This is a genomic window from Rhizobium sp. K33 (assembly GCF_056501445.1).
In genome coordinates this window covers 1,081,151-1,101,569 of record NZ_CP096478.1, presented here as the reverse complement: position 1 = coordinate 1,101,569, position 20,419 = coordinate 1,081,151, and the positions used below count along the sequence as shown (strand labels likewise).

General features: G+C 62.0%; 22 protein-coding genes and 1 tRNA gene. 13 read left to right on the top strand and 10 right to left on the bottom strand.

Annotated features, from left to right (window positions below; genetic code table 11):
* Positions 1-62: 62 nt before the first annotated feature.
* Positions 63-494: a VOC family protein gene (locus tag M1E12_RS05435; RefSeq protein ID WP_310237963.1), complete on the bottom strand. Its 432-nt coding sequence runs from the start codon at positions 492-494 to the stop codon at positions 63-65.
* 435 nt (positions 495-929) lie between these two features.
* On the opposite strand from M1E12_RS05435, the gene rplM reads away from it, so the two are divergent.
* From rplM to M1E12_RS05410, 5 genes are all read left to right on the top strand, one after another.
* Positions 930-1,394 (top strand): 50S ribosomal protein L13, encoded by a 465-nt coding sequence (gene rplM / locus M1E12_RS05430; RefSeq protein WP_136542608.1) that lies wholly within the window; start codon positions 930-932, stop codon positions 1,392-1,394.
* Positions 1,395-1,396: 2 nt separating this feature from the next.
* Positions 1,397-1,861, top strand: a complete 465-nt coding sequence (rpsI, locus tag M1E12_RS05425) for a 30S ribosomal protein S9 (protein ID WP_113378149.1) — start codon at positions 1,397-1,399, stop codon at positions 1,859-1,861.
* Between the two features lie 130 nt (positions 1,862-1,991).
* The gene (gene speB / locus M1E12_RS05420) at positions 1,992-2,945 is read left to right on the top strand and encodes an agmatinase (protein WP_479564010.1); all 954 of its coding nucleotides are present in this window, start codon (positions 1,992-1,994) and stop codon (positions 2,943-2,945) included.
* 68 nt (positions 2,946-3,013) lie between these two features.
* Entirely contained in the window at positions 3,014-3,946 is a 933-nt protein-coding gene (argC, locus tag M1E12_RS05415; RefSeq protein ID WP_479564009.1) for an N-acetyl-gamma-glutamyl-phosphate reductase, read from the top strand.
* A 144-nt stretch (positions 3,947-4,090) separates the two neighbouring features.
* Entirely contained in the window at positions 4,091-4,915 is an 825-nt protein-coding gene (locus M1E12_RS05410) for a DODA-type extradiol aromatic ring-opening family dioxygenase (protein WP_479564008.1), read from the top strand.
* A 1-nt stretch (position 4,916) separates the two neighbouring features.
* Here the strand turns inward: M1E12_RS05410 and M1E12_RS05405 are convergent, their stop codons facing one another.
* Positions 4,917-6,020: a COX15/CtaA family protein gene (locus M1E12_RS05405; protein WP_479564007.1), complete on the bottom strand. Its 1,104-nt coding sequence runs from the start codon at positions 6,018-6,020 to the stop codon at positions 4,917-4,919.
* Positions 6,021-6,136: 116 nt separating this feature from the next.
* Here M1E12_RS05405 and M1E12_RS05400 point away from each other — a divergent pair, with 116 nt between their 5' ends.
* Both M1E12_RS05400 and M1E12_RS05395 read left to right on the top strand, forming a co-directional pair.
* On the top strand, positions 6,137-6,364 hold the full coding sequence (locus tag M1E12_RS05400) for a DUF2842 domain-containing protein (protein WP_113459364.1): 228 nt from the start codon (positions 6,137-6,139) through the stop codon (positions 6,362-6,364).
* Positions 6,365-6,477: 113 nt separating this feature from the next.
* Positions 6,478-7,740, top strand: a complete 1,263-nt coding sequence (locus M1E12_RS05395; RefSeq protein ID WP_479564006.1) for a GNAT family N-acetyltransferase — start codon at positions 6,478-6,480, stop codon at positions 7,738-7,740.
* Positions 7,741-7,768: 28 nt separating this feature from the next.
* On the opposite strand, the gene M1E12_RS05390 is transcribed toward M1E12_RS05395, so the two are convergent.
* Entirely contained in the window at positions 7,769-9,961 is a 2,193-nt protein-coding gene (locus M1E12_RS05390) for a GumC family protein (RefSeq protein WP_479564005.1), read from the bottom strand.
* A 184-nt stretch (positions 9,962-10,145) separates the two neighbouring features.
* Here M1E12_RS05390 and M1E12_RS05385 point away from each other — a divergent pair, with 184 nt between their 5' ends.
* The 6 genes from M1E12_RS05385 (at position 10,146) to M1E12_RS05360 (ending at position 15,351) form a co-directional block, all read left to right on the top strand.
* The gene (locus M1E12_RS05385) at positions 10,146-10,721 is read left to right on the top strand and encodes a polysaccharide biosynthesis/export family protein (protein WP_113459361.1); all 576 of its coding nucleotides are present in this window, start codon (positions 10,146-10,148) and stop codon (positions 10,719-10,721) included.
* Between the two features lie 3 nt (positions 10,722-10,724).
* Positions 10,725-11,867, top strand: coding sequence for a glycosyltransferase family 4 protein (locus M1E12_RS05380; RefSeq protein ID WP_479564004.1), 1,143 nt, complete (start codon positions 10,725-10,727; stop codon positions 11,865-11,867).
* 108 nt (positions 11,868-11,975) lie between these two features.
* A complete protein-coding gene (locus M1E12_RS05375; RefSeq protein WP_479564003.1) occupies positions 11,976-13,529 on the top strand; it encodes an undecaprenyl-phosphate glucose phosphotransferase in 1,554 nt (517 codons plus the stop codon).
* Complete coding sequence (locus M1E12_RS05370) at positions 13,526-14,761, top strand: O-antigen ligase family protein (protein ID WP_479564002.1); 1,236 nt, start codon at positions 13,526-13,528, stop codon at positions 14,759-14,761. The genes M1E12_RS05375 and M1E12_RS05370 overlap by 4 nt, the downstream gene beginning before the upstream one ends.
* A 105-nt stretch (positions 14,762-14,866) precedes the next feature.
* Positions 14,867-15,124, top strand: a complete 258-nt coding sequence (locus M1E12_RS05365) for a hypothetical protein (protein ID WP_310237928.1) — start codon at positions 14,867-14,869, stop codon at positions 15,122-15,124.
* Positions 15,125-15,201: 77 nt separating this feature from the next.
* A complete protein-coding gene (locus tag M1E12_RS05360) occupies positions 15,202-15,351 on the top strand; it encodes a hypothetical protein (RefSeq protein WP_167495032.1) in 150 nt (49 codons plus the stop codon).
* A 23-nt stretch (positions 15,352-15,374) separates the two neighbouring features.
* On the opposite strand, the gene M1E12_RS05355 is transcribed toward M1E12_RS05360, so the two are convergent.
* The 7 genes from M1E12_RS05355 to plsX all read right to left on the bottom strand — a co-directional run bounded on the left by M1E12_RS05355 (position 15,375) and on the right by plsX (position 20,415).
* Positions 15,375-16,391, bottom strand: coding sequence for an extracellular catalytic domain type 1 short-chain-length polyhydroxyalkanoate depolymerase (locus M1E12_RS05355; RefSeq protein WP_479564001.1), 1,017 nt, complete (start codon positions 16,389-16,391; stop codon positions 15,375-15,377).
* Positions 16,392-16,593: 202 nt separating this feature from the next.
* A tRNA-Pro gene (locus tag M1E12_RS05350) sits at positions 16,594-16,670 on the bottom strand.
* A 110-nt stretch (positions 16,671-16,780) separates the two neighbouring features.
* Positions 16,781-17,194: a hypothetical protein gene (locus tag M1E12_RS05345; RefSeq protein ID WP_136538932.1), complete on the bottom strand. Its 414-nt coding sequence runs from the start codon at positions 17,192-17,194 to the stop codon at positions 16,781-16,783.
* Positions 17,195-17,274: 80 nt separating this feature from the next.
* Positions 17,275-17,808: a MerR family transcriptional regulator gene (locus M1E12_RS05340; RefSeq protein ID WP_479564834.1), complete on the bottom strand. Its 534-nt coding sequence runs from the start codon at positions 17,806-17,808 to the stop codon at positions 17,275-17,277.
* Between the two features lie 125 nt (positions 17,809-17,933).
* Positions 17,934-18,272 (bottom strand): integration host factor subunit alpha, encoded by a 339-nt coding sequence (locus tag M1E12_RS05335; protein ID WP_006727522.1) that lies wholly within the window; start codon positions 18,270-18,272, stop codon positions 17,934-17,936.
* A gap of 108 nt (positions 18,273-18,380) precedes the next feature.
* A complete protein-coding gene (locus M1E12_RS05330) occupies positions 18,381-19,352 on the bottom strand; it encodes a beta-ketoacyl-ACP synthase III (RefSeq protein WP_310237914.1) in 972 nt (323 codons plus the stop codon).
* 16 nt (positions 19,353-19,368) lie between these two features.
* Positions 19,369-20,415, bottom strand: a complete 1,047-nt coding sequence (gene plsX, locus M1E12_RS05325; RefSeq protein WP_113459354.1) for a phosphate acyltransferase PlsX — start codon at positions 20,413-20,415, stop codon at positions 19,369-19,371.
* Positions 20,416-20,419: the final 4 nt, after the last annotated feature.

The window sequence follows — 20,419 nt, the reverse complement described above, 5'->3', positions numbered from 1 at the left end:
CAAGCCGAGCCTAGCAAAGTCCGCTTAACGACCCGGCACCCAAATCGCTCAAATGCCGATCATCAGTCCGGCAAGACCACGTGCCCATGTTCGTCCAGGGGGAAGAAGGGATTGAAAGCGATTTCCCAGAGGTGGCCGTCGGGATCGGCGACATAGCCGGAATAGCCGCCCCAGAAGACTTTCTCCGGCGCCTTCACGAGCTTTGCGCCACAGGAGACAGCGAATTTGACGACGGCATCGACGCCAATCTCGCTCGAGACATTGTAGGCAAGCGTCACGCCGGAAAAGCCGGGTGGCGTGTCCTCGACATGGGCGTCCTCGGCCAGGCTTGCTCGGGAGAAGAGACCGAGCGCGATGCCTTTCAGCTGGATGAAGGTGACGTTGTCGTTGGAAGCTGAGGACTTCGACCAGCCGAGCCTGGCGTAGAATTCGGTGCTGCGGGCGACGTCGGAAACGCCGAGAGTGACAAGCGAAATACGACGTTCAAGCGACATGGCGATCTCCGTGTGAGGATGTCCGCCGATTACGTTCGGTTTATGTTTTCATTATGTTCATGCGAATATTAGCAATCTCATAGGTTGAGATGTGCAGCCACAACACCCCCGTTCCATTTCAACGAAACATTGGAATATTTCTATTCTTTGCCACATCTTGCAGGTCTGGGGCGATAATTCCGGCTCCACCAACACAATAGTAATGCGGTAAAATATTACCCCATTCCCACGCCATTGTTTTTACTTACGTTTTCGACAGAGGCACACGGCGCGGGCATATTGACCTTTCGAGGCGCCAGATCTATACCCGGCCCCGGAATGCGGCCCTTCGGGACCGCTTTCTTTTTTGCGTCGAAAACGGCGTGAAACAAGCAACAAGAAACGCCTGCAGTTATCGCAACAGCGGACTGCGGGATCACACGGAAAGAGACCTCAATGTCTACCTTCGTTCAGAAGCCTGCAGAGGTGGAGAAGAAGTGGATCCTCATCGACGCCGAAGGGCTCGTTGTCGGCCGCCTCGCCACCATCATCGCCATGCACCTGCGTGGCAAGCACAAGGCCACCTATACACCCCATGTTGACGACGGCGACAACGTCATCGTCATCAATGCCGAAAAGGTCGTCTTCACCGGCAAAAAGTATGCCGACAAGAAGTACTACTGGCACACCGGTTATCCGGGCGGCATCAAGGAGCGTACGGCTCGCCAGATCATCGAAGGCCGCTTCCCGGAGCGCGTTCTCGAGAAGGCCGTCGAGCGCATGATCCCGCGCGGCCCGCTCGGTCGTCGCCAGATGAAGAACCTGCGCGTTTACGCCGGCACGAACCACCCGCATGAAGCTCAGCAGCCCGTCGCTCTCGACGTTGCCAAGCTGAACGCCAAGAACACAAGGAGCGCCTAAGTATGGCCGATCTTTCTTCCCTGAAGGACCTTGCCCCGGCACAGGACGCAGCTCCGGCTCACGTCCGCAAGGTCGACTCTCTGGGTCGCTCCTACGCCACCGGCAAGCGCAAGAACGCTGTTGCCCGCGTGTGGGTCAAGCCGGGCACCGGCAAGATCACCATCAACGGCCGCGAATTCCGCACCTACTTCGCCCGTCCGGTCCTGCAGATGATCCTGCAGCAGCCGATCGTCGCAGCTGCCCGTGACGGCCAGTTCGACATCGTCGCGACCGTCCACGGCGGCGGCCTCTCCGGCCAGGCCGGTGCAGTTCGTCACGGTCTCTCGAAGGCCCTCACCTACTTCGAACCGGGCCTGCGCTCCGTTCTGAAGAAGGGCGGCTTCCTGACCCGCGACAGCCGCGTCGTCGAGCGTAAGAAGTACGGCAAGGCTAAGGCCCGTCGTTCGTTCCAGTTCTCCAAGCGTTAATCGCTGGACGACCGGAAACGGAAAGCAAGGCGGGGCTTCGGCTCCGCCTTTTTTCGTTTCGCGGCTCCACACCGCAGCTTGACCGCAGCAGCCCAGCCGATAATTTGATCAAATTTCAACGGAGAGCATCATGGCCAGCAAGACGATCGACAACGCCTTCACCGCCAAGGCCGTGCGCGGGGCGGCGACGGACCCGACCTATGCCGGCGTGCTCTCCTTCATGCGTCGGAAACACTCGAAAGATCTCTCCGACGTTGACGCGGTCGTACTCGGCATTCCCTTCGACGCTGCCGTCTCGAACCGGCCGGGCGCCCGTTTCGGGCCTCAGGCGATCCGGCGCGCATCCGCCATCTTCGACAACGACCCGCAATATCCGTTCGCGAGAGACCTTTTCGAGGAGATGGCCGTCATCGACTACGGCGATGTGCTGCTCGACTACGGCAATCATCAGAAGACCCCTGCCCTGATCGAACAGGAAGCAGCCAGGATCATCTCGTCGGGCGCCTATCTGCTCGGCCTCGGTGGCGATCACTTCGTGACCTGGCCGCTCCTCAAGGCCCATGCGGCCAAGCATGGCCCGCTCGCGCTCGTGCATTTCGATGCGCATCAGGATACCTGGGATGACGATGGCCAGCGGATCGACCACGGTTCCTTCGTCTGCCGTGCAGTGCGCGAAGGCGTGATAGACCCGACGAAGTCAATCCAGATCGGCATCCGCACCGAGGCACCGGAGGATTTCGGCATCAGGATCATCCCGGGTTACGAGGTCGAGGACATGGGTGCGCAGGCGATCGCGAATGCCATCCTCGCCCATGTCGGCCAGGCGCCGGCCTACCTGACCTTCGACATCGACTGCCTCGATCCGGCTTATGCGCCTGGCACTGGCACGCCGGTCGCCGGTGGCCCATCCTCCGCCAAGATGCTGTCGGTGCTGCGCAAACTCGGGCCTCTCGACATCCGCGGCTCCGACATCGTCGAAGTGGCGCCGGCCTATGACCATGCCGATATTACCGCAATTGCCGGTGCGACGGTTGCCATGTATATGCTGGGCCTGCGCGCCGAGAAGCTTGCGACACGCGCCTGACACATTGATTCAACACACTCACAAACAGAGTCCGCATTCTCATCCAAACCTCTGACGGGATTAGACAAATGGCAGCGAAGATCTTCATCGACGGCGAACACGGCACAACGGGTCTGCAGATCCGCACGCGCCTGGCCGATCGCCGCGATCTCGAACTGCTCTCGATCCCGGAAGCCGAGCGGCGGAACGAGAAGATGCGTGAGGATATGCTCAACAGCGCCGATATCGCGATCCTCTGCCTGCCTGATGATGCATCGAAGCAGGCCTATGAGATGACGGCTGCCAACAACAATGTCCGCCTGCTCGATGCCTCCACGGCATTCCGGGTGCATCCGGACTGGGCCTATGGCTTTGCCGAGATGGACAAGGCGCAGAAGGCGAAGATCCAGAGCGCGCGCTACGTCTCCAATCCCGGCTGCTATCCGACCGGTGCGATCGGCCTCATCCGGCCGCTGCGCGCTGCCGGCATCCTGCCGGACGGCTATCCGGTCTCGGTCAACGCCGTCTCAGGCTATACCGGCGGTGGCAAGCAGCTGATTGCGCAGATGGAAGACGCTGATCATCCCGAGCATCTTGCCGCCAACAACTTCCTTTACGGCCTGACGCTCAAGCACAAGCATGTGCCGGAGATGCAGACCCATGGCCTGCTCGACCGCCCGCCGCTCTTTGCCCCTTCCGTCGGCCGCTTCGCCCAGGGCATGATCGTGCAGGTACCGCTGTTCCTGGACGATCTCGCTGAAGGCACGACGGTCGAGAGCATCCACGAGGCACTCGTTGCGCATTACGCCGACCAGGATATCGTCAGCGTGGTTCCGCTTGCTGAAAGCGCGAAGCTGCCGCGCGTCGACGCCGAGGAACTTGTCGGCAAGGACACGATGAAGCTCTTCGTCTTCGGCACGCCCGGTGGCGCGCATGTGAACCTGGTGGCCCTGCTCGACAATCTCGGCAAGGGCGCATCGGGCGCTGCCGTGCAGAACATGGACCTTATGTTGTCGGCGTAAGCAGTCACCATGATGCCAAGCGAGGTCGGCGTGTCTGACCTCGCCTCTCTGTCGTTCACAATTGCCGAACGAAATGTCGATCATGTGGCAGATTATGGATGACGATCGGTAGTGCTAGGGTGCTTCGCGAAAGTGAGGCACACCATGAGCAAGCGTTTCCCCGTCTACTTCATTCCGCATGGCGGCGGCCCCTGGCCGTTCATGGAATTTCCGCGCGATGCCGAAGGCAAGGCGCCGTGGGACGATCTGCGCGCCTTCCTCGAAGGCCTCGACGCCGAGATCGGACGTCGACCGAAGGCCGTATTGGTGGTTTCCGGCCATTGGGAAAAGGAGCCTGTACCGACTGTGAGCACGGCTGCGAAGCCTGGCATGCTTTTCGACTACTACAATTTCCCGCCGCACACCTACGAGCTTTCCTACCCTGCCCCGGGCTCTCCGGACCTTGCGGCCCGCGCGCGGACGCTGCTGGCGGAGGCCGGGATCGAGAGCGCCGAAGATGATACACGCGGCTTCGACCACGGCGTCTTCATCCCGCTGATGCTGGTCTATCCGCAGGCGGATGTGCCGGTCACCATGATTTCGCTGAAGAATACGCTCGATGTCGCAAGCCATGTCGAGATCGGCAAGGCGCTGGCGCCGCTGCGCGACGAAGACGTGCTGATCATTGCGTCTGGCATGAGCTACCACAACATGCGGATGTTCCGGCAGGCGGAGCCCAGCCATGTGCAGCAGGCGGTCCGCTTCGACGACTGGCTGAGCAAGGCGGTCGCCGATCCGGACAGCGACCTGCGGGCCAAGGTGCTTTCAACCTGGGACCAGAATCCGGATGCGCTGGCCTGCCATGTGCCGGACCATGACCATCTCGTGCCGCTTTTCGTCGCGTCGGGGGCGGCAGGCTCTGATGCCGGACGGCAGGTCTTCCGGGGTGAGTTCCTCGGAAAGCCCTATTCCTCCTATCGCTTCGGCTAGATCAGTCCCTGACTTCGACCAGAACCGGCTTGGGACGCTCGCCGTAGAAGCCGCGCAGATGGGCAACGGCAAAGGCCAACACCACCAGCGCCATGCCCTGATGGGTGACGCCGGCATGCAGCGGCACCTGCGTGACCAGCGTCACGATACCGGTGACAGCCTGAAGGCTGATCAGGCCAAAGAGCACCACGCTGCGGCGCGCATGGGTGGTCTGGGGGGCCGCCCGCAGACACTGGATCATGTGGGCAAGGGCTGCGGCAAACAGAATGTAGGCGCCGATGCGGTGGATGAACTGCACGGTCTTCGGGTTCTCAAAGACATTGATCCAGGCGGGCGCCTGAACGAAGAGTCCCTGCGGCACGAGCGCGCCATCCATCAACGGCCAGGTGTTGTAGCTGAAGCCAGCATCGAGGCCTGCGACGAGGGCGCCGAGATAGATCTGCACGAAGGTCATGACCAGCAGGATGCCCGCGAACAGACGGCTCTTGTCCGTTGGGGCGGCGTCGTCCGTGTGGGGATGAAGGCTGCGGAAGATCCACACGCAGCTTGCGAAGATGAAGCAGGCCATCATCAGATGCACGGCCAGCCGGTACTGGCTGACATCGACACGTTCGCTGAGGCCCGAGGAGACCATCCACCAGCCGATGAAGCCCTGCAGACCACCCAGCGCCAGTAGTCCCACCAGCGGCGCGCGCAGGCTGGGTTCGACCTTGCCACGGATCCAGAAGTAAGCGAGCGGCAGGGCGAAGATCAGGCCGATCATGCGGGCGAGCAGACGGTGGGCCCATTCCCACCAGAAGATGAACTTGAACTCGTCGAGGCTCATGCCCTTGTTGATCTGCTGGTATTCGGGGATCTGGCGATAAAGCTCGAGCTCCTGCTCCCACTCTTCGGTGGTGAGCGGCGGGATCACGCCGTGGATCGGCTTCCACTGGGTGATCGACAGACCGGAATCGGTCAGGCGCGTGGCACCTCCGACCAGCACGAGACAGAAGAGCGCAAAGATCACCACGCCGAGCCAGATGCGGATCGCCTTTCGGTCGGCATCCACACGGGCAATGTCCTTGCGCACCTGCAACTCGGTTCCGGTCAACACAGCTGTCATCAGTCAATCCTCTATTCGCCCGTTGATTTGCATCAGTCAGCCGTGCAAAACAAGCCCGCCGGTTTGCGGCAAGCGGTCGCGTCGCAGGATGCAGCGACGTCGAGTAGGAAAAAGGCATGACCAAGCGCCCGAAGCTGAGATCCTTTGTCGGAACGATCCTGATCATCCTGATCGTATCGATCTATGCCCTGCTCGCGACCACGATCGCCACGGCGACGCTCGCCACCGCTCCCTGGTGGGCCCACCTCCTCTACTTCCTGCTGACCGGCCTGCTCTGGGTCGTGCCCGCGATGCTGGTCATAAAATGGATGGCCGGGCCGTTGAAGAAGAAGGACGCGGATTAACTCCGCCTTTACCCTGGTATCGATCGGAACAAGCGAAAATTTGAACGATAACCGTTTGTTGGAAGGGACGGTTTAAGCTTCCGCACGTGTCTGAAACCAGCCGGGACAGGGTAATGCGGACCCATCTGCGCCATGATGCAATGGCATATGCCGAGAAGCTGCCAGATAGCGGTGCCGACCTCAGCACCCGTCGCGCCTCACTCGATATTGCGGCCGGACGGCTCGACCTGACCGTGCACACGCGCATGGCGCCGGCCGAACGGGCTTGGCGCAAGCTCGAAGCCGATCCGTGGAACTCGCTGCATCAAGGTTACGAGTGGTGCCGAGCCTGGGTCGAAACCCACGGCAATCCCCTGGCCATCGTCGAAGGCCGGCTAAATGGCGAGATCGCCTTCCTTCTTCCGCTGGAGATCGAGCGTCACTTCCTGGTGCGGAGCGCCCAGTTCATCGCCTCTGCCTTCACCAATTTCAACAGCGGCCTCTTCAGCGCCGCCTTCCGTCAGATCGCAGCGGACATCCCGGGCAGAGAGTTTGAACTGCTTTTGGCGACGGCCTTGGGCGATCATGCCGATCTGCTCAGCCTGACCAACGTTCCCTTCGACTGGCGAGGTGAGCGTCACCCGCTGGGCGGCCTGCCCAGCATCCGAAACCAGAACGCCTCCTTCCAGCTGCTGCTTGCCCCGACCATGGAAGAGACGATCGCACCCCTCAACGCAAAAAGCCGCCGCAAGAAATATCGCGCCCAAGTCCGGAAGCTGGAAGCCGCCGGCGGCTTCGAGCACATCCGACCGGTTTCTCTTTCCGAGCAGAAGGCACTGCTCGAATGTTTCTTCCGCCAGAAAGCCGCCCGGTTCGCAGCCGGCGGCCTGCCCAACGTCTTCCAGGCGGCGGAGACCCAGGCCTTCTTCCACATGCTTCTCGAACATGACCGGGGCGCGGATGACGTTCCTTTGGAACTGCATGCGATCCGGCTGAAGGGCGAGCACGAAGGAAAGATCGCGGCCATCACAGGCCTGTCGCGCAAGGGCGATCACGTCATCTGCCAGTTCGGCTCGATCGACGACAGCCTGATGGCCGAAGCGAGCCCCGGGGAGCTCTTGTTCTGGCTGGTGATCGAACGCAGCGCGCTAAACGGTGCCACGCTCTTCGACTTCGGGATCGGGGATCAGGACTACAAGCGCCGCTGGTGCACGATCGAAACCGCCCATCACGACATCCTTCTGCCGCTGCGGCCTGCGGGGCATCTCGCGGCGATGACGCATCGGGGCCTTACCCGGACCAAGACCCTGATCAAGGGCAACCCGCATCTTTATGCGCTGATCCAGCGGCTGCGCGCCCAAGGGGGCGCGACGGCAGCCGCGAAGCCGGAAGACTGAACCCTAGCCCGGACCGTTTTCGAGAGCCTCAGGCGGCGTTCAGGGTGTTTCGCGCCGGCGGTGTCTTCATAGAGAGAAGGATCAGGTCGTTGTAGCCTGCATCCTCGAACGCGATCATGATTTCCGCCAGTTCCTTTGTTTCCGGCTCGGGAGCAGAGAGGATGATCTCGTGGCGATCGTTGCGGCTCAGTCGCGCCACGCCTTCAGCATTTGCCGGACCGCATTCCACCAGCACCAGATCATAGACGTCGGAGAGCGCGTCGACGATCATCGAGAGACGGTCGGCACCGCGCATGGCCTGACGGATATCGGCATTGCCCTGCGGCACGATATCGGCGGCGGACAGGCGGTCCGGATGGATGCAGTCGGCAAAGGCTGCCTCGCCGGTCAACAGGTCGGTGATCCCCGGGAGATCGCGCCAGGATGCCATGAGCCTCGTCGGGCAGGCGGAGCCGGTCATGTCGACGAGTACCGTTCGGGCACCGCGATCGGCGAGTTCACGGGCCAGCGCGACGGTGCCGGCCGAGCCATCGTCACCCGAGGGCGAGATGGCAAAGGCAATTCGCGTCTGCTGCTCGACAAGGTAATCGGCCACGGAGGCGACGGAGAATTCGTCCGGCTCCTCGACCGGCTCAGAGACTGGCACATCTTCGGCGACGGCCTGCTCCATCTCCTCGACCAGATCGGCATCGGGTGCGACGTCGAGGAGGCTCGCCGGCACATCCTGCGCGGGACGCGCACGCGACGCCTCGATCGTCGTGACTGTATCTTCCGGTTCAGCGTCTTCCCGACGTGCTGCAACCGGCGCCACCGCACCAGTCGGTCGCAGGGCGCGGCCGCTGAAGAGTTCGGCCAGCATCACCGCGACGGCAGACAGGATCAGCGTCGCAAGTGTGGCAACGATGGTGATCGGCACGACCTTGGGGAAGCTCGGCTCCTGCGGCTCGATGGCCGTCGAAATCACACGTGCATCGGCAGGGCTTGCATCCTTGTCGAGCCGGGAGGACGCCTCGCGATAGCGGGCGAGATAGGTTTCCAGCAGCTGGCGCTGCGCCGTCGCCTCGCGTTCCAGGGACTTCAACCCGACTTCGTCTTCTCCGGCCCGCGCCGTGTCGGCCTTCAGCGTGTTCAACTGGGCCAGGAGCTGTGTTTCGCGCTCGCGCGCAACGGCGGCCTGGTTGTCGAGGCTGGCGGCGACCCGCAGCGATTCGGACTGCACCTGCTCGCGGATGCCGGCGAGCTGGGCGCGCAGCGCCTTCATCTGGGGGTGACCATCCAGCAGGCGCGTCGAAAGGTCGGAGATCTGCGCGCGGATCTGCGATTCCGTCGCCTTCAGGCGCTGGATCGATTCCGATCGTGCGATGGCGTCGAGCGTGTCGGTCGATTTGCCGGCCTTGATACTGGCGCGCAGGTTTTCCGCCGTCGCTTCGGCGTTGGCGCGTTCGCCGCGGACGCGTGCGAGTTCGGTCGAGATGTCGGAGAGTTGCTTGCCGGAAAAGGAGCTCTGGTCCGAACCGAGCGACATCAGCCCCGCAGATGAGCGATATTCGGCGACCTTCTGCTCGGCATCCCGCACCTTTTCGCGCAGGTTTGCGATTTCCGTCTCCAGCCAGCGCACAGCATCGGAATTGCTGTCCAGCTTGGCGCCGCTCTGGAGCGAGCGATAGACGTCCATCATCGCATTCGGCACCGCTGCCGCAAGCTTCGGATCCTTCGAGGTGAACTCGATGCCAATCACCCGCGACTTGTCGACCTGATAGACGCTGAGCTTTTCCTTGAAGGCATTGATGACGCGCTCTTCCGGCGGCAGTTCCAGCGGATTGCTCTTCAAGCCGAAGAGAACCAGGAAATCCGTTATGGCCGAGGGGCTGGAGTCCGGGTCGAATTCGGTGCGCTCATGCAGTTTCAGGTCGCGGGCGACCTGCTTGATGAGGTCGACGGACTGGAGAAGCTGAACCTGGCTCGCGATATTGAGCTCGTCGGGCAAGGGTTCAGCGGCCGCAGAACCTGTGCCGGACGCCGAGAAATTGGGCTCGCGCGGCTCGATCAGCAGTTTGGCGTCGCTCTTGTAGCTCGGGGAAATGGCATTGGCGCCAACGAAAGCCAGGACGCCAACGAGCGCGGTCGCCGCAAGGATCCTCCCCTTCCGCTGCCAGACAGCGCGAAAGAGCTGGGCCAGGTCGATATCGACATCATGTTGATCGCGGTCCACACTCGACATTACAGACTCCCGGTACATCTCGCCCGAGAAGGTAAAGGATCATGGTAACTCAAGGGTTAATCCTGATCCGCCCGGTTTTGCCCGCAGCAAAAGCCAAGAGCCAAGCGGTCGTTTACCCGGCATTAACCCTAACCATTCGATAACAGGGGCAAGGATTACGAATTTATTGGGAGCGCAGCGGCGCATGTCGATGGTCGGAAAACAGGCGATGGTTCTGGTCGCGAGTGCGGTCCTGTCGCTCGGGCTCTCCGGATGCGCAAGCTACCGCCCTGCCCCGAAGGTCTTTCACGAGGCGACGATCCAGCCTTACCGGCTCGACAGCGGTGACCGGTTGCGCATCACCGTGTTCGAGCAGCCGAGCCTGACCAACACCTATACCGTCGACCAGGCCGGCTACATCGCCTTCCCGCTGGTGGGCCAGGTCGCCGCGCGCGGCGCCACCCTCACCCAGCTCGAAGGCGCGCTTGCCCAGAAACTGAAGCAGGGCTTCCTCAGGGATCCGGATGTCTCCATCGAAGTCGACCGCTACCGCTCGATCTTTGTCATGGGTCAGGTCGGCCAGCCAGGCCAGTATGCCTATGTGCCGGGCATGACGATCCTCAACGCCATCGCCGTCTCCGGCGGCTTCAATGGCCGCGCCAACCAGCGCGATGTCGACGTGACCCGCAAGATCAACGGACAGATCATCACGGGCCGGGTGCCGATTACCGATCCGATTCTCGCCGGCGACACCGTTTATGTTCGCGAGCGGCTGTTCTGATCGATGGCAGACGCCCAAACCCTGAGGATCTTGCATTGCTTCCGATCGCCCATCGGCGGAATATTCCGCCATGTGCGCGATCTGGCCGAACTGCACAGCGCCGCCGGTCACGAAGTGGGCATTCTCTGCGACAGTTCGACGGGCGGCGCACATGAGGACCGGCTGTTCGACCAGATCATGCCGTTTCTGAAGCTCGGCGTGACGCGCTTTCCGATCGGCCGATCCGTCGGCCTGAAGGACATGGCGGCACTTGCCGAAAGTTACAAACTCATCAAGGAATTGCAGCCGGATATCCTGCATGGTCATGGCGCCAAGGGCGGCGTGATCGCGCGGTTGATCGGCTCACTGCTGCGGGTTCGAAGGTATCGCGTCGCCCGCCTTTATTCGCCGCATGGCGGCAGCCTGCACTTTTCGCGCAGGTCCCTGTCCGGCCAGGGCGTGTTCATGGCCGAGCGCATTCTGGAGCGGATGACGGAGTCGATCTCCTTCGTCTGCGACTACGAGCGCACGACCTACGAGACCAAGATAGGAAAACCGCATTGTGCGGCGACGCGGATCTACAATGGTATCAGCGAGCGGGATTTCGGACGCATTCCGGTCACGGAAGACGGCGTCGACTTCGCCTATATCGGCATGTTGCGCGACCTGAAGGGCCCGGACGTCTTCATCAACGCCTTTGCAGAAGCCGAACGGCGCGTCGGACGCCCCTTGAGCGGCCTGATCATCGGTGACGGACCCGATCTCGAGCGTTACCAGCGGATGGTCGAGCAGAAGGGACTGGGCCGCCGCATCGGTTTTCGCCCGGCCATGCCGATCGCGCAGGCCTTTGCGCTCTCGGACATCGTCGTCGTGCCATCGCGTGCCGAAGCCATGCCTTACATCGTGCTCGAAGCGCTGGCTGCCGAGAAGACAGTGATCGCATCGCGGGTCGGCGGCATTCCCGAAATCCTGGGCAGCGACAGCGAAGCGCTTGTGGAAGCCGGACGGGCCGATCTCTTCGGCGCGGTCATGGCGCAGGCGCTGACCGATCCATCCTGGTCGAAGCGCACCATGCCGACGGCGGACGCCTTCCGCTCGCGTTTTTCGGCGGTCGTGATGGCAAGGGAGGCGGAAGCGCTCTACCGGACCCAACTCGCACGGATTTGAGGCGGAATGTCCCGGATTGAGCCAGTCGCACCCTGTTTCTGAGGGGTTCCTAAAGCGTTTCTTAGGACCTTGGCACTAGTCTTCGCCCATTCTTCTGCGAGATTTGCCATGAACAAGGTCGACAAACCCGAGGCATTCGATCTTGACGCCTTGCGTCGCGGTCAGACGGCTGGCCCTTCAACCGAACAGGTGGGCGGCGAGCGCAAGGCCGAGATCAGCGCGCTCGCGCGGCAGATTGCCGGCCAATACGCCATGGCCAATTATTCGCCGTCGATCGTGATCGGCCAGCTGCGCTTCCTCGAATTCTTCAGCCTGCTCGGGATCGCGCTCGCGACCAACTATTTCATTGCCCAGAACCCTGGCGAGCACCTCCTGGATACCGGCGTCAGCGGTTTTGCCGGGGCGGTTCTGGCCCTGCTCTTCATGCAGGCGAGCGACTGCTATCACGTCTCGATCCTCAGGTCCCCCATGGGATCCATGGCACGGGTGCTCGGAAGCTGGATGGCCTCGGTCGGGCTTGTCGCGCTCGTCAACCTGCTCTTCGTCGATCACGATCCGCAATATCGGAGCGTGTTGGCCGCATGGTTCGCATTCGGCGCGCTCTATCTCCTGGTGGAGCGCAATCTGATCGGCTTCGGCATTCGCCGCTGGGGCCGCAATGGCGTGATGGAGCGGCGCGCCGTGATCGTGGGGGGCGGCAAGCCTGCCAAGGATCTCATCCGCGCGCTTGAACAGCAGCCGGAAAACGATATCCGCATCTGCGGCATCTTCGACGATCGCAGCGCCGCGCGCTCGCCGGATGTCGTTGCCGGATACCCGAAGCTTGGCAATGTTGCCGAACTCGTCGAGTTCGCCCGTCTTGCCCATATCGATATGCTGATCATCTCGCTGCCCTTGAGCGCCGAGGCGCGCATCATGCAGCTTCTCAAGATGCTCTGGGTTCTGCCGGTCGACATCCGTCTCGCCGCCCATTCCAACAATCTGCGCTTCCGCCCGCGTGCCTATTCGCATGTCGGCGCCGTGCCGCTCCTCGACATTCTCGACAAGCCGATCCGCGACTGGGATTCGGTGGCCAAACGCGCCTTCGACATCTTCTTCAGCGTTCTTGCGCTCGTCCTGCTCTGGCCCGTCTTCATCGCCACTGCGATCGCCGTGAAGACGACGTCCAAGGGTCCGGTTTTCTTCGTTCAGAAGCGCCATGGCTTCAACAACGAGGTCATCAACGTCCTGAAATTTCGTTCGATGTATACGGAGATGAGCGATCCGACGGCGAAGAACGCGGTTACCAAGAACGACCCGCGCGTGACGAAGGTCGGCCGCTTCATCCGCAAGACGTCGATCGACGAACTGCCGCAGATCTTCAACGTGCTGCGTGGCGACCTCTCGCTTGTGGGTCCGCGCCCGCATGCCGTGCTCGGCCAGACGCGCGACAAGACCTTCGGCGAGATCGTCGAGGGCTACTTCGCCCGCCACCGCGTGAAGCCCGGCGTCACCGGCTGGGCCCAGATCAATGGCTGGCGCGGCGAGATCGACACCGACGACAAGATCAAGTTCCGCACGGCCTACGACCTCTATTACATCGAGAACTGGTCGCTCTGGTTCGATCTGAAGATCCTGTTCCTGACGCCGATCAAGCTCCTTAACACGGAAAACGCCTATTGAGCGCGGTCGACGCCCAGATCCGGCCGTTCAATCCGCAGGCGGCCGCCGTCCAGCTGATGGTCTCCTGGATCATGGCCTTCGGCGTCTTCCTGTCCGGTTTCGTCATCTCAGAACCTGCGCCTTATGAACTGCTGATGGTGGGCCAGGTGGCCCTGTGGTTCCTGTTCGGGCTGAAGATCTCGCGCGCGGTCGCGCCGCTTCTCGCTTTGCTCCTTATCTTCAATGTCGGCGGGCTTCTGGCGCTGACGGTGATGCCGATCATCCTGACCGAGCAGGTGCTTTATGTCGCGGTCTCGCTCTTTCTGGCGCTCACCGCCGTCTTCTATGCCGCAGTCATCGAAGACAGGCCGCAGCGGCTCAAACTGATCTTCCAGGCCTGGGTGGCAGCCGCCATCATCACCGGCATGCTGGGCATTCTCGGCTATTTCCACGCCTTTCCCGGCTCGGAGGTCTTCACGCGCTACGACCGCGCCATGGGCGCATTCCAGGATCCGAACGTGTTCGGTCCCTTCCTGGTCGCGCCGATGCTCTACCTGCTGCACGGTTTGCTGAAGGGCCGGCTGCTCGAATCGCCCCTGCGCATCCTCGGCATCCTGATCCTCTCCTTTGCGGTCTTCCTGTCATTCTCCCGCGCCGCCTGGGGGCTCTTTCTCTTCTGCGCGGTCGCGCTGGTCTTCGTCATGCTGCTCAAGGAGCGCACCAACGCCTTTCGCCTCAAGATCCTCGTCCTGTCGCTGACGGCCGTCATTGCCATGGTGCTGGCGCTTCTGGTCGCGTTGCAGTTCGAGAAGGTTCGCGGGCTGTTCGAGACCCGCACGCAGCTCGTGCAGGAATATGATGGCGGCCATCTCGGACGCTTCGCCCGCCACAAGCTCGGCTTCGAGATGGCCATGGAAAAGCCGCTCGGCATCGGTCCGATGATGTTCGGCAAGATCTTCCCCGAGGACGAGCACAACATCTATCTCAAGTCGCTGATGAGCTATGGCTGGATCGGCTTCCTCTCCTACCTCGCGATGATCGTCTGGACCGTGTCGATGGGCTTCCGCTATCTGCTGCGGGAGAGACCATGGCAGCCCTATCTGATGATTGCCTGGATCGTGCTTGTCGGGCACATGCTGATCGGCGCCGTCATCGACACCGATCACTGGCGGCATTTCTATCTGGTGCTCGGGATCGTCTGGGGTTGCGGCGCGGCCGAGTGGCGCTACCAGCGCGCCCGTCGCCAGGGGTGACGAACACCCGTTCGCCGTGCGCTGATCTCAAGGGGTTGATCTTCAGCCGCCGCGCCCCATACTTTTCATATGATCACACCCGCTCAGATCCGCGCCGCACGCGCGATGCTCGACATCACCATCGACAAGCTGTCGCAAGAAAGCGGGGTTGCAGCCCTGCTGATCCTGCAGATCGAGTCAGGACATGGTTATGATGCCACCCCACAACATTATGCGGCGCTCAAGCTGACGCTGGAACGCATGGGCGTGGCGTTCCTGGATGCCGGCGAAGGCGGCAATGGGGGTGAAGGTCTTCGGCTTGTTGCGAGGGTCAGCGACGACGGGCTGCGACCGGAAGAACTGACTGCCGCCAACGACGATTGAGTTTTTCCAATATGGCGATGGAACAATAGTCGCGGCTGCGGCTTTTCCTGTCCGACACAGTCAGACAGGAGATTTTCATGAGCCGAAACAATGGCCTCTACCTCATCATTGGCGCCCTCGTCGTTGCCGTCATCGGGCTTGGCATCTACGTCTATCAGGAAGAGCAGGAGCCGAGCGGCGTCGAGCTGAAGATCGGCGAGAACGGCGTCTCGATCGAGGAAAACTGAGCCATTGAGGCTTCTCGGCCGCGTCAGCGACGCTTGATGAAGGCCTGATAGAATTGCTGGGGGGCGCCGATGGCGCCCTCAAGCATGTAAGGCTGGCGCTCCGCACCGGCACGGCGGGCGATCACCGGGAGGCCGTGCTCGAGGGTCTCGAGAAGACGGTACTCGACCAGCACTTTGCCATCTCCACCGCGCCAGACGACCACCGGCCCCTCGAGCCGGTTTTCCCGTTCCCCGGCATTCTCGTCCAGTCCGTGCAGATCAAGCCATTGCGCCAGAAGCGCTTCGCCATTGGCCGGCGCGACCACCCGGTCAGCCCTTCCCTGCCAGATGGAGACCGCAGGCTTTTCGCCCCCCTCCCCACTGGCGGCAGCGCGCGCCAGATCACCCCAATCCTTGCGGCTCCGGCGGCTTCCCGACTTCATGACCTGCAGGGCCGTCATCGCGTCGCGGGCTGCACCATATGGCAAGGCCCCGACGACCTGTCCTGCTGCGAAGAGCTCAGGATAGGTCACCAGCAGCGCGTTCGCCATCGCGCCGCCGGCGGACAGTCCCTGGATGAAGACCCGGCTCCGATCGATCCCATGCCGGTCGATGGCATGTTCGATCATCTGGCGGATCGACATCAGTTCTCCGCGGTCGCGCGCCACCATGCTGGGGCGGAACCAGTTGAAGCAGAGATTGTGATTGTTCGCCTTGGTCTGCTCCGGATAGAGCAGCACGAAACCCTTTTCCCGCGCCATGCGGCTCCAGCCGCTGCCCCGGTCGAACTGCACCGCCGTCTGCAGACAACCGTGGAGAACGACCACCAGTGTCTGGGGCTCACGCCGCGTCGGCGGCGCATATTCCATCATGCGCAAGCGCCCGGGATTGCTGCCGAAGGCATGCACCTGCACGAGGCCCGAGCGCGGGTTGCGCGGCTTTGCCGCCTTCGGCGGATCCGGATGGCGCATCTTCGGCAACGCCTTTTCCAGCCGGCGCTGCAGGCGTCTCTGTCCCTTGAGAAAGGCAGACAGCGGTGACATCGAGAACTTGAAGCGCATGGAAAACCGGCTCCCTTCGAACCTTCTCCTAATATAATGCTGCATTGCAGCAATCATAGGACATGGATTGAGAAAAGCGGTCGTCGAGGATGAATTCGAGGAAACGGTCGAGCCGGGACCAAAAACAAAGACCGGATGTCTTGCGACACCCGGTCCTCGAAATCGTTCGACGTCGTCAAAAAGGTTGACGTGTCTACGAAAATGGTCGGAATGGCGGGATTCGAACCCGCGACCCCTTGACCCCCAGTCAAGTGCGCTACCGGGCTGCGCTACATTCCGTCACCGGCTTGTCGTGCGATTTGACCCGCTCGACAGCCAGTTCCCTTTAGACAGTCAGTCATTTCCGCGCAAGGGGAAACTCCAGGGCGACCGAAAAAATGAGAGGATGATCACTTCAGCCGCTGCATCAGGGCACGGACCTCCTCGAAGCGGCGACGCTCTTCGGGTTCCTCGCTGTTGGCCGCATAGCAGGTGACATCCATGCAGAAGCGTGTGACCTGGAGCGGCTCGGCACCGCGTTCGAACTGGCATTCGATCTCGTCGGTGATGTCCTGCGGCTCGGAATCCATCCGGGTCGAGTAGGTCAGGCGTGCGCCGGGCGGATCGAGCTCGGGGAAAGCCTGGACCACGCCGATCTTCAAGTCCTTCACCATCAGCATGCTCTTCGCCACGAAGATGCAGGCATCTTCGACGGTGGTCGGCCGCGCCTCGGTGGTTGCGGAGCCGGTCGAGCTTTGCTGGGCATGCGCCGGTGCGACGGCAAGCAGGGAAAGAAGCGGGATAGTCAAGAGATGGCGTTTCATGGGGCCTCGCGCGTGTTGCGTGTCGGTCCCTCAACGCCCGAGGCGCGAGCGGTGTTCCATCTTGTAGAAAGGCTTGAGGATTAGCGCACCTGATCGAGCAGGCGCTTGCATTCCAGAAGGTCGAACAGGGCCTCCTGAAGCAGCGCGCGGTCTTCCTTGCCGACGGACCCCTTGCCCACGGAGATTTCCGGCGCGTCGTCGTTCGCTCCGCCACCGAAGCCGAAAAAGCGACCGCTGGTGCGGACCTTCGGGCGGCCGACAACCTGATCCTCGTCGAGATTGACCTTGGGATCATCGGCCTTCGACGCATTGGCGGCCACGAGGGCTTCCATGGTCGCGACATCACCCGTGGCAACGGCCATGACGAACTTGTTGCCGTTGGTCTTCAGGAGCTTCTGCACGCCCTTGATCGTATAGCCCTGATCGTAGAGCAGATGGCGGATGCCCTTCAGGAGTTCCACATCGTCGGGGCGATAGTAGCGGCGTCCGCCGCCGCGCTTCAGCGGCTTGATCTGCGGGAAACGCGTTTCCCAGAAACGCAGGACATGTTGGGGCAGATCAAGATCATCCGCCACCTCACTGATGGTCCGGAAAGCATCCGGGCTCTTGTCCAACTGCATCACGGCGCTCCTCGACTGTCGCACGGCCGCACGACTCGGATCACATTTCAACGGGTTGAGGATCGCTTTTCAAGCGCTTGGTGACCGGCGAAGAAATGCTCCACCGGTTTTGGCCGATATCAGGCCGCCGGGTTGGCAGGCTTCTGCTTGGCCTTTCGCGCGATATGGGCACGGAGAATGCGCTGCTTCAGGACGTTCGACGCCTTGAAGGTCATGACGCGGCGCGGGGAGATCGGCACTTCTTCGCCAGTTTTCGGATTGCGGCCGATGCGCTCGTTCTTGCTGCGAACCTGGAAGGTGGCGAAGGAGGAGAGCTTGACGGATTCGCCGCGCACGATGGCGTTGCAGATCTCGTCGATCACGGTCTCGACCAGCTCGGCAGATTCCGTTCTGGAAAGACCGACCTTGCGAAAGACTGATTCTGCCAGATCCGCACGCGTCACTGTCTTTCCGGCCATTGTTCTCGCCCGCCTAAATCAATGATCTTGTTGAATTGGGCAGAGACTATTGCCCTTGGCCGCAACGGTCAAGTCCTTGTCGATGCGCAATTTTTAGGGTTTCAAATGCTACCAGCGAACCAGCACTGCGCCCCAGGTGAAGCCACCGCCCATTGCTTCCAGCATGACGAGGTCGCCCTTCTTGATGCGGCCGTCGCCGGCAGCCGTGGCGAGCGCCAGCGGAATGGAGGCAGCCGAGGTGTTGCCGTGCTTGTCGACGGTGATCACGACCTTCTCGTCGGGGATGCCGAGCTTCTTGGCCGAACCGTCGATGATGCGCTTGTTCGCCTGATGCGGGACCAGCCAGTCGATGTCGTCGGCGGTCGTGCCCGTTGCATTGAACGCGCCCTCGATCACGTCGGTGATCATGCCCACGGCATGCTTGAAGACTTCGCGGCCTTCCATGCGCAGATGCCCGACCGTGCCCGTGGTCGACGGGCCGCCGTCAACATAGAGCTTTTCGCGATGAGCCCCGTCCGAGCGCAGGTTCGAGGTCAGAACACCGCGATCGGCGACCGTGCCCTCGCCTTCGGCGGCTTCGAGCACGAGGGCGCCTGCGCCGTCACCGAAGAGCACGCAGGTGGTGCGATCTGTCCAGTCGAGGATGCGGGAGAAGGTTTCCGCACCGATGACCAGGACGCGCTTCGCCATGCCGCCACGGATATAGAGATCCGCCGTCGCCATGGCATAGACGAAGCCGGAACAGACGGCCTGGACGTCGAAGCCGAAGCCGTGATGCATGCCGAGACGGTTCTGGATGTTGACCGCAGTTGCGGGGAAGGTGTTATCGGGCGTCGAGGTCGCACAGATGACGAGGTCGATATCGGCAGCCGTCAGGCCCGCGCGGTCCAGCGCTTCCTGCGCTGCGGCGGCACCCAGCGAGGCCGTGGTTTCGCCTTCGCCTGCGATGTAACGCTGCTTGATGCCGGTTCGCTGGACGATCCACTCGTCCGAGGTTTCAACCATGCTTTCGAGATCGCGATTGGTCACAACCCGTTTCGGGAGCGCTGCTCCGAAACCGCGAACTACAGAACGGATCATTGGAGTTTCCTACCTTTCACGCCGCTTCGGGGCCGGCCGGAGACGGGTGCCGCGCGTGATATTTTTTCAAGTCGTTTTCGATCTTCTGGGTGAGACCGTTTCGGGCCATGTCATAGCCCACGTCGAGAGCCGCCGCAAAGCCCTCGGCATCCGTGCCGCCATGGCTCTTGATGACGATGCCGTTCAGGCCGAGGAAGACGCCGCCATTGACCTTGCGCGGGTCCATCTTCTCGCGCAGCCGGTCGAAGGCACCCTTGGCGAGGATGTAGCCGAGCTTGGCCATCCAGGTGCGCGACATGGCGGAGCGCAGATATTCTGCGATCTGCTTGGCCGTGCCTTCGGCGGTCTTCAGCGCGATATTCCCGGTGAAGCCTTCGGTGACGACCACGTCGACCGTGCCCTTGCCGAGGTCGTCGCCTTCGACGAAGCCGTAATAGTCGATCGTGTCGAGACCGGCTTCGCGGATCAGGCGACCGGCTTCCTTGACTTCTTCCTGGCCCTTGATCTCTTCCACGCCGACATTCAGCAGGCCGACCATGGGCTTTTCGATTTCAAACAGGGCGCGCGCCATGGCGCCACCCATAACGGCGAAATCGAGCAATTGCTGGGCATCGGCGCCAATGCCGGCACCGACGTCGAGCACGATGCTTTCGCCCGACAGCGTCGGCCAGATGGCCGCGATTGCCGGGCGCTCGATGGTCGCCATCGTGCGCAGGCAGAACTTCGCCATGGCCATCAGCGCGCCGGTGTTGCCGGCGGACACGACAACATCGGCCTGGCCCGTCTTCACGGCCTCGATCGAACGCCACATGCTGGACACGTAGCGGCCGCGGCGCAGGGCCTGGCTCGGCTTTTCATCCATGGTGACGGAGACGTCACAGTGATGAAAGGTCGACTTCTCCTTCAGCTTCGGGAACTGCGCCAGGATAGGCATGCAGCGTTCCTGCTGGCCGAAGAGAAGGAAGGTGACATCGGGATGGCGCTCGAGTGCCTTGGCAGCACCGGGGATGACGACCTCGGGACCGAAGTCTCCACCCATCACGTCGACAGAAATTCTGATCACTTAG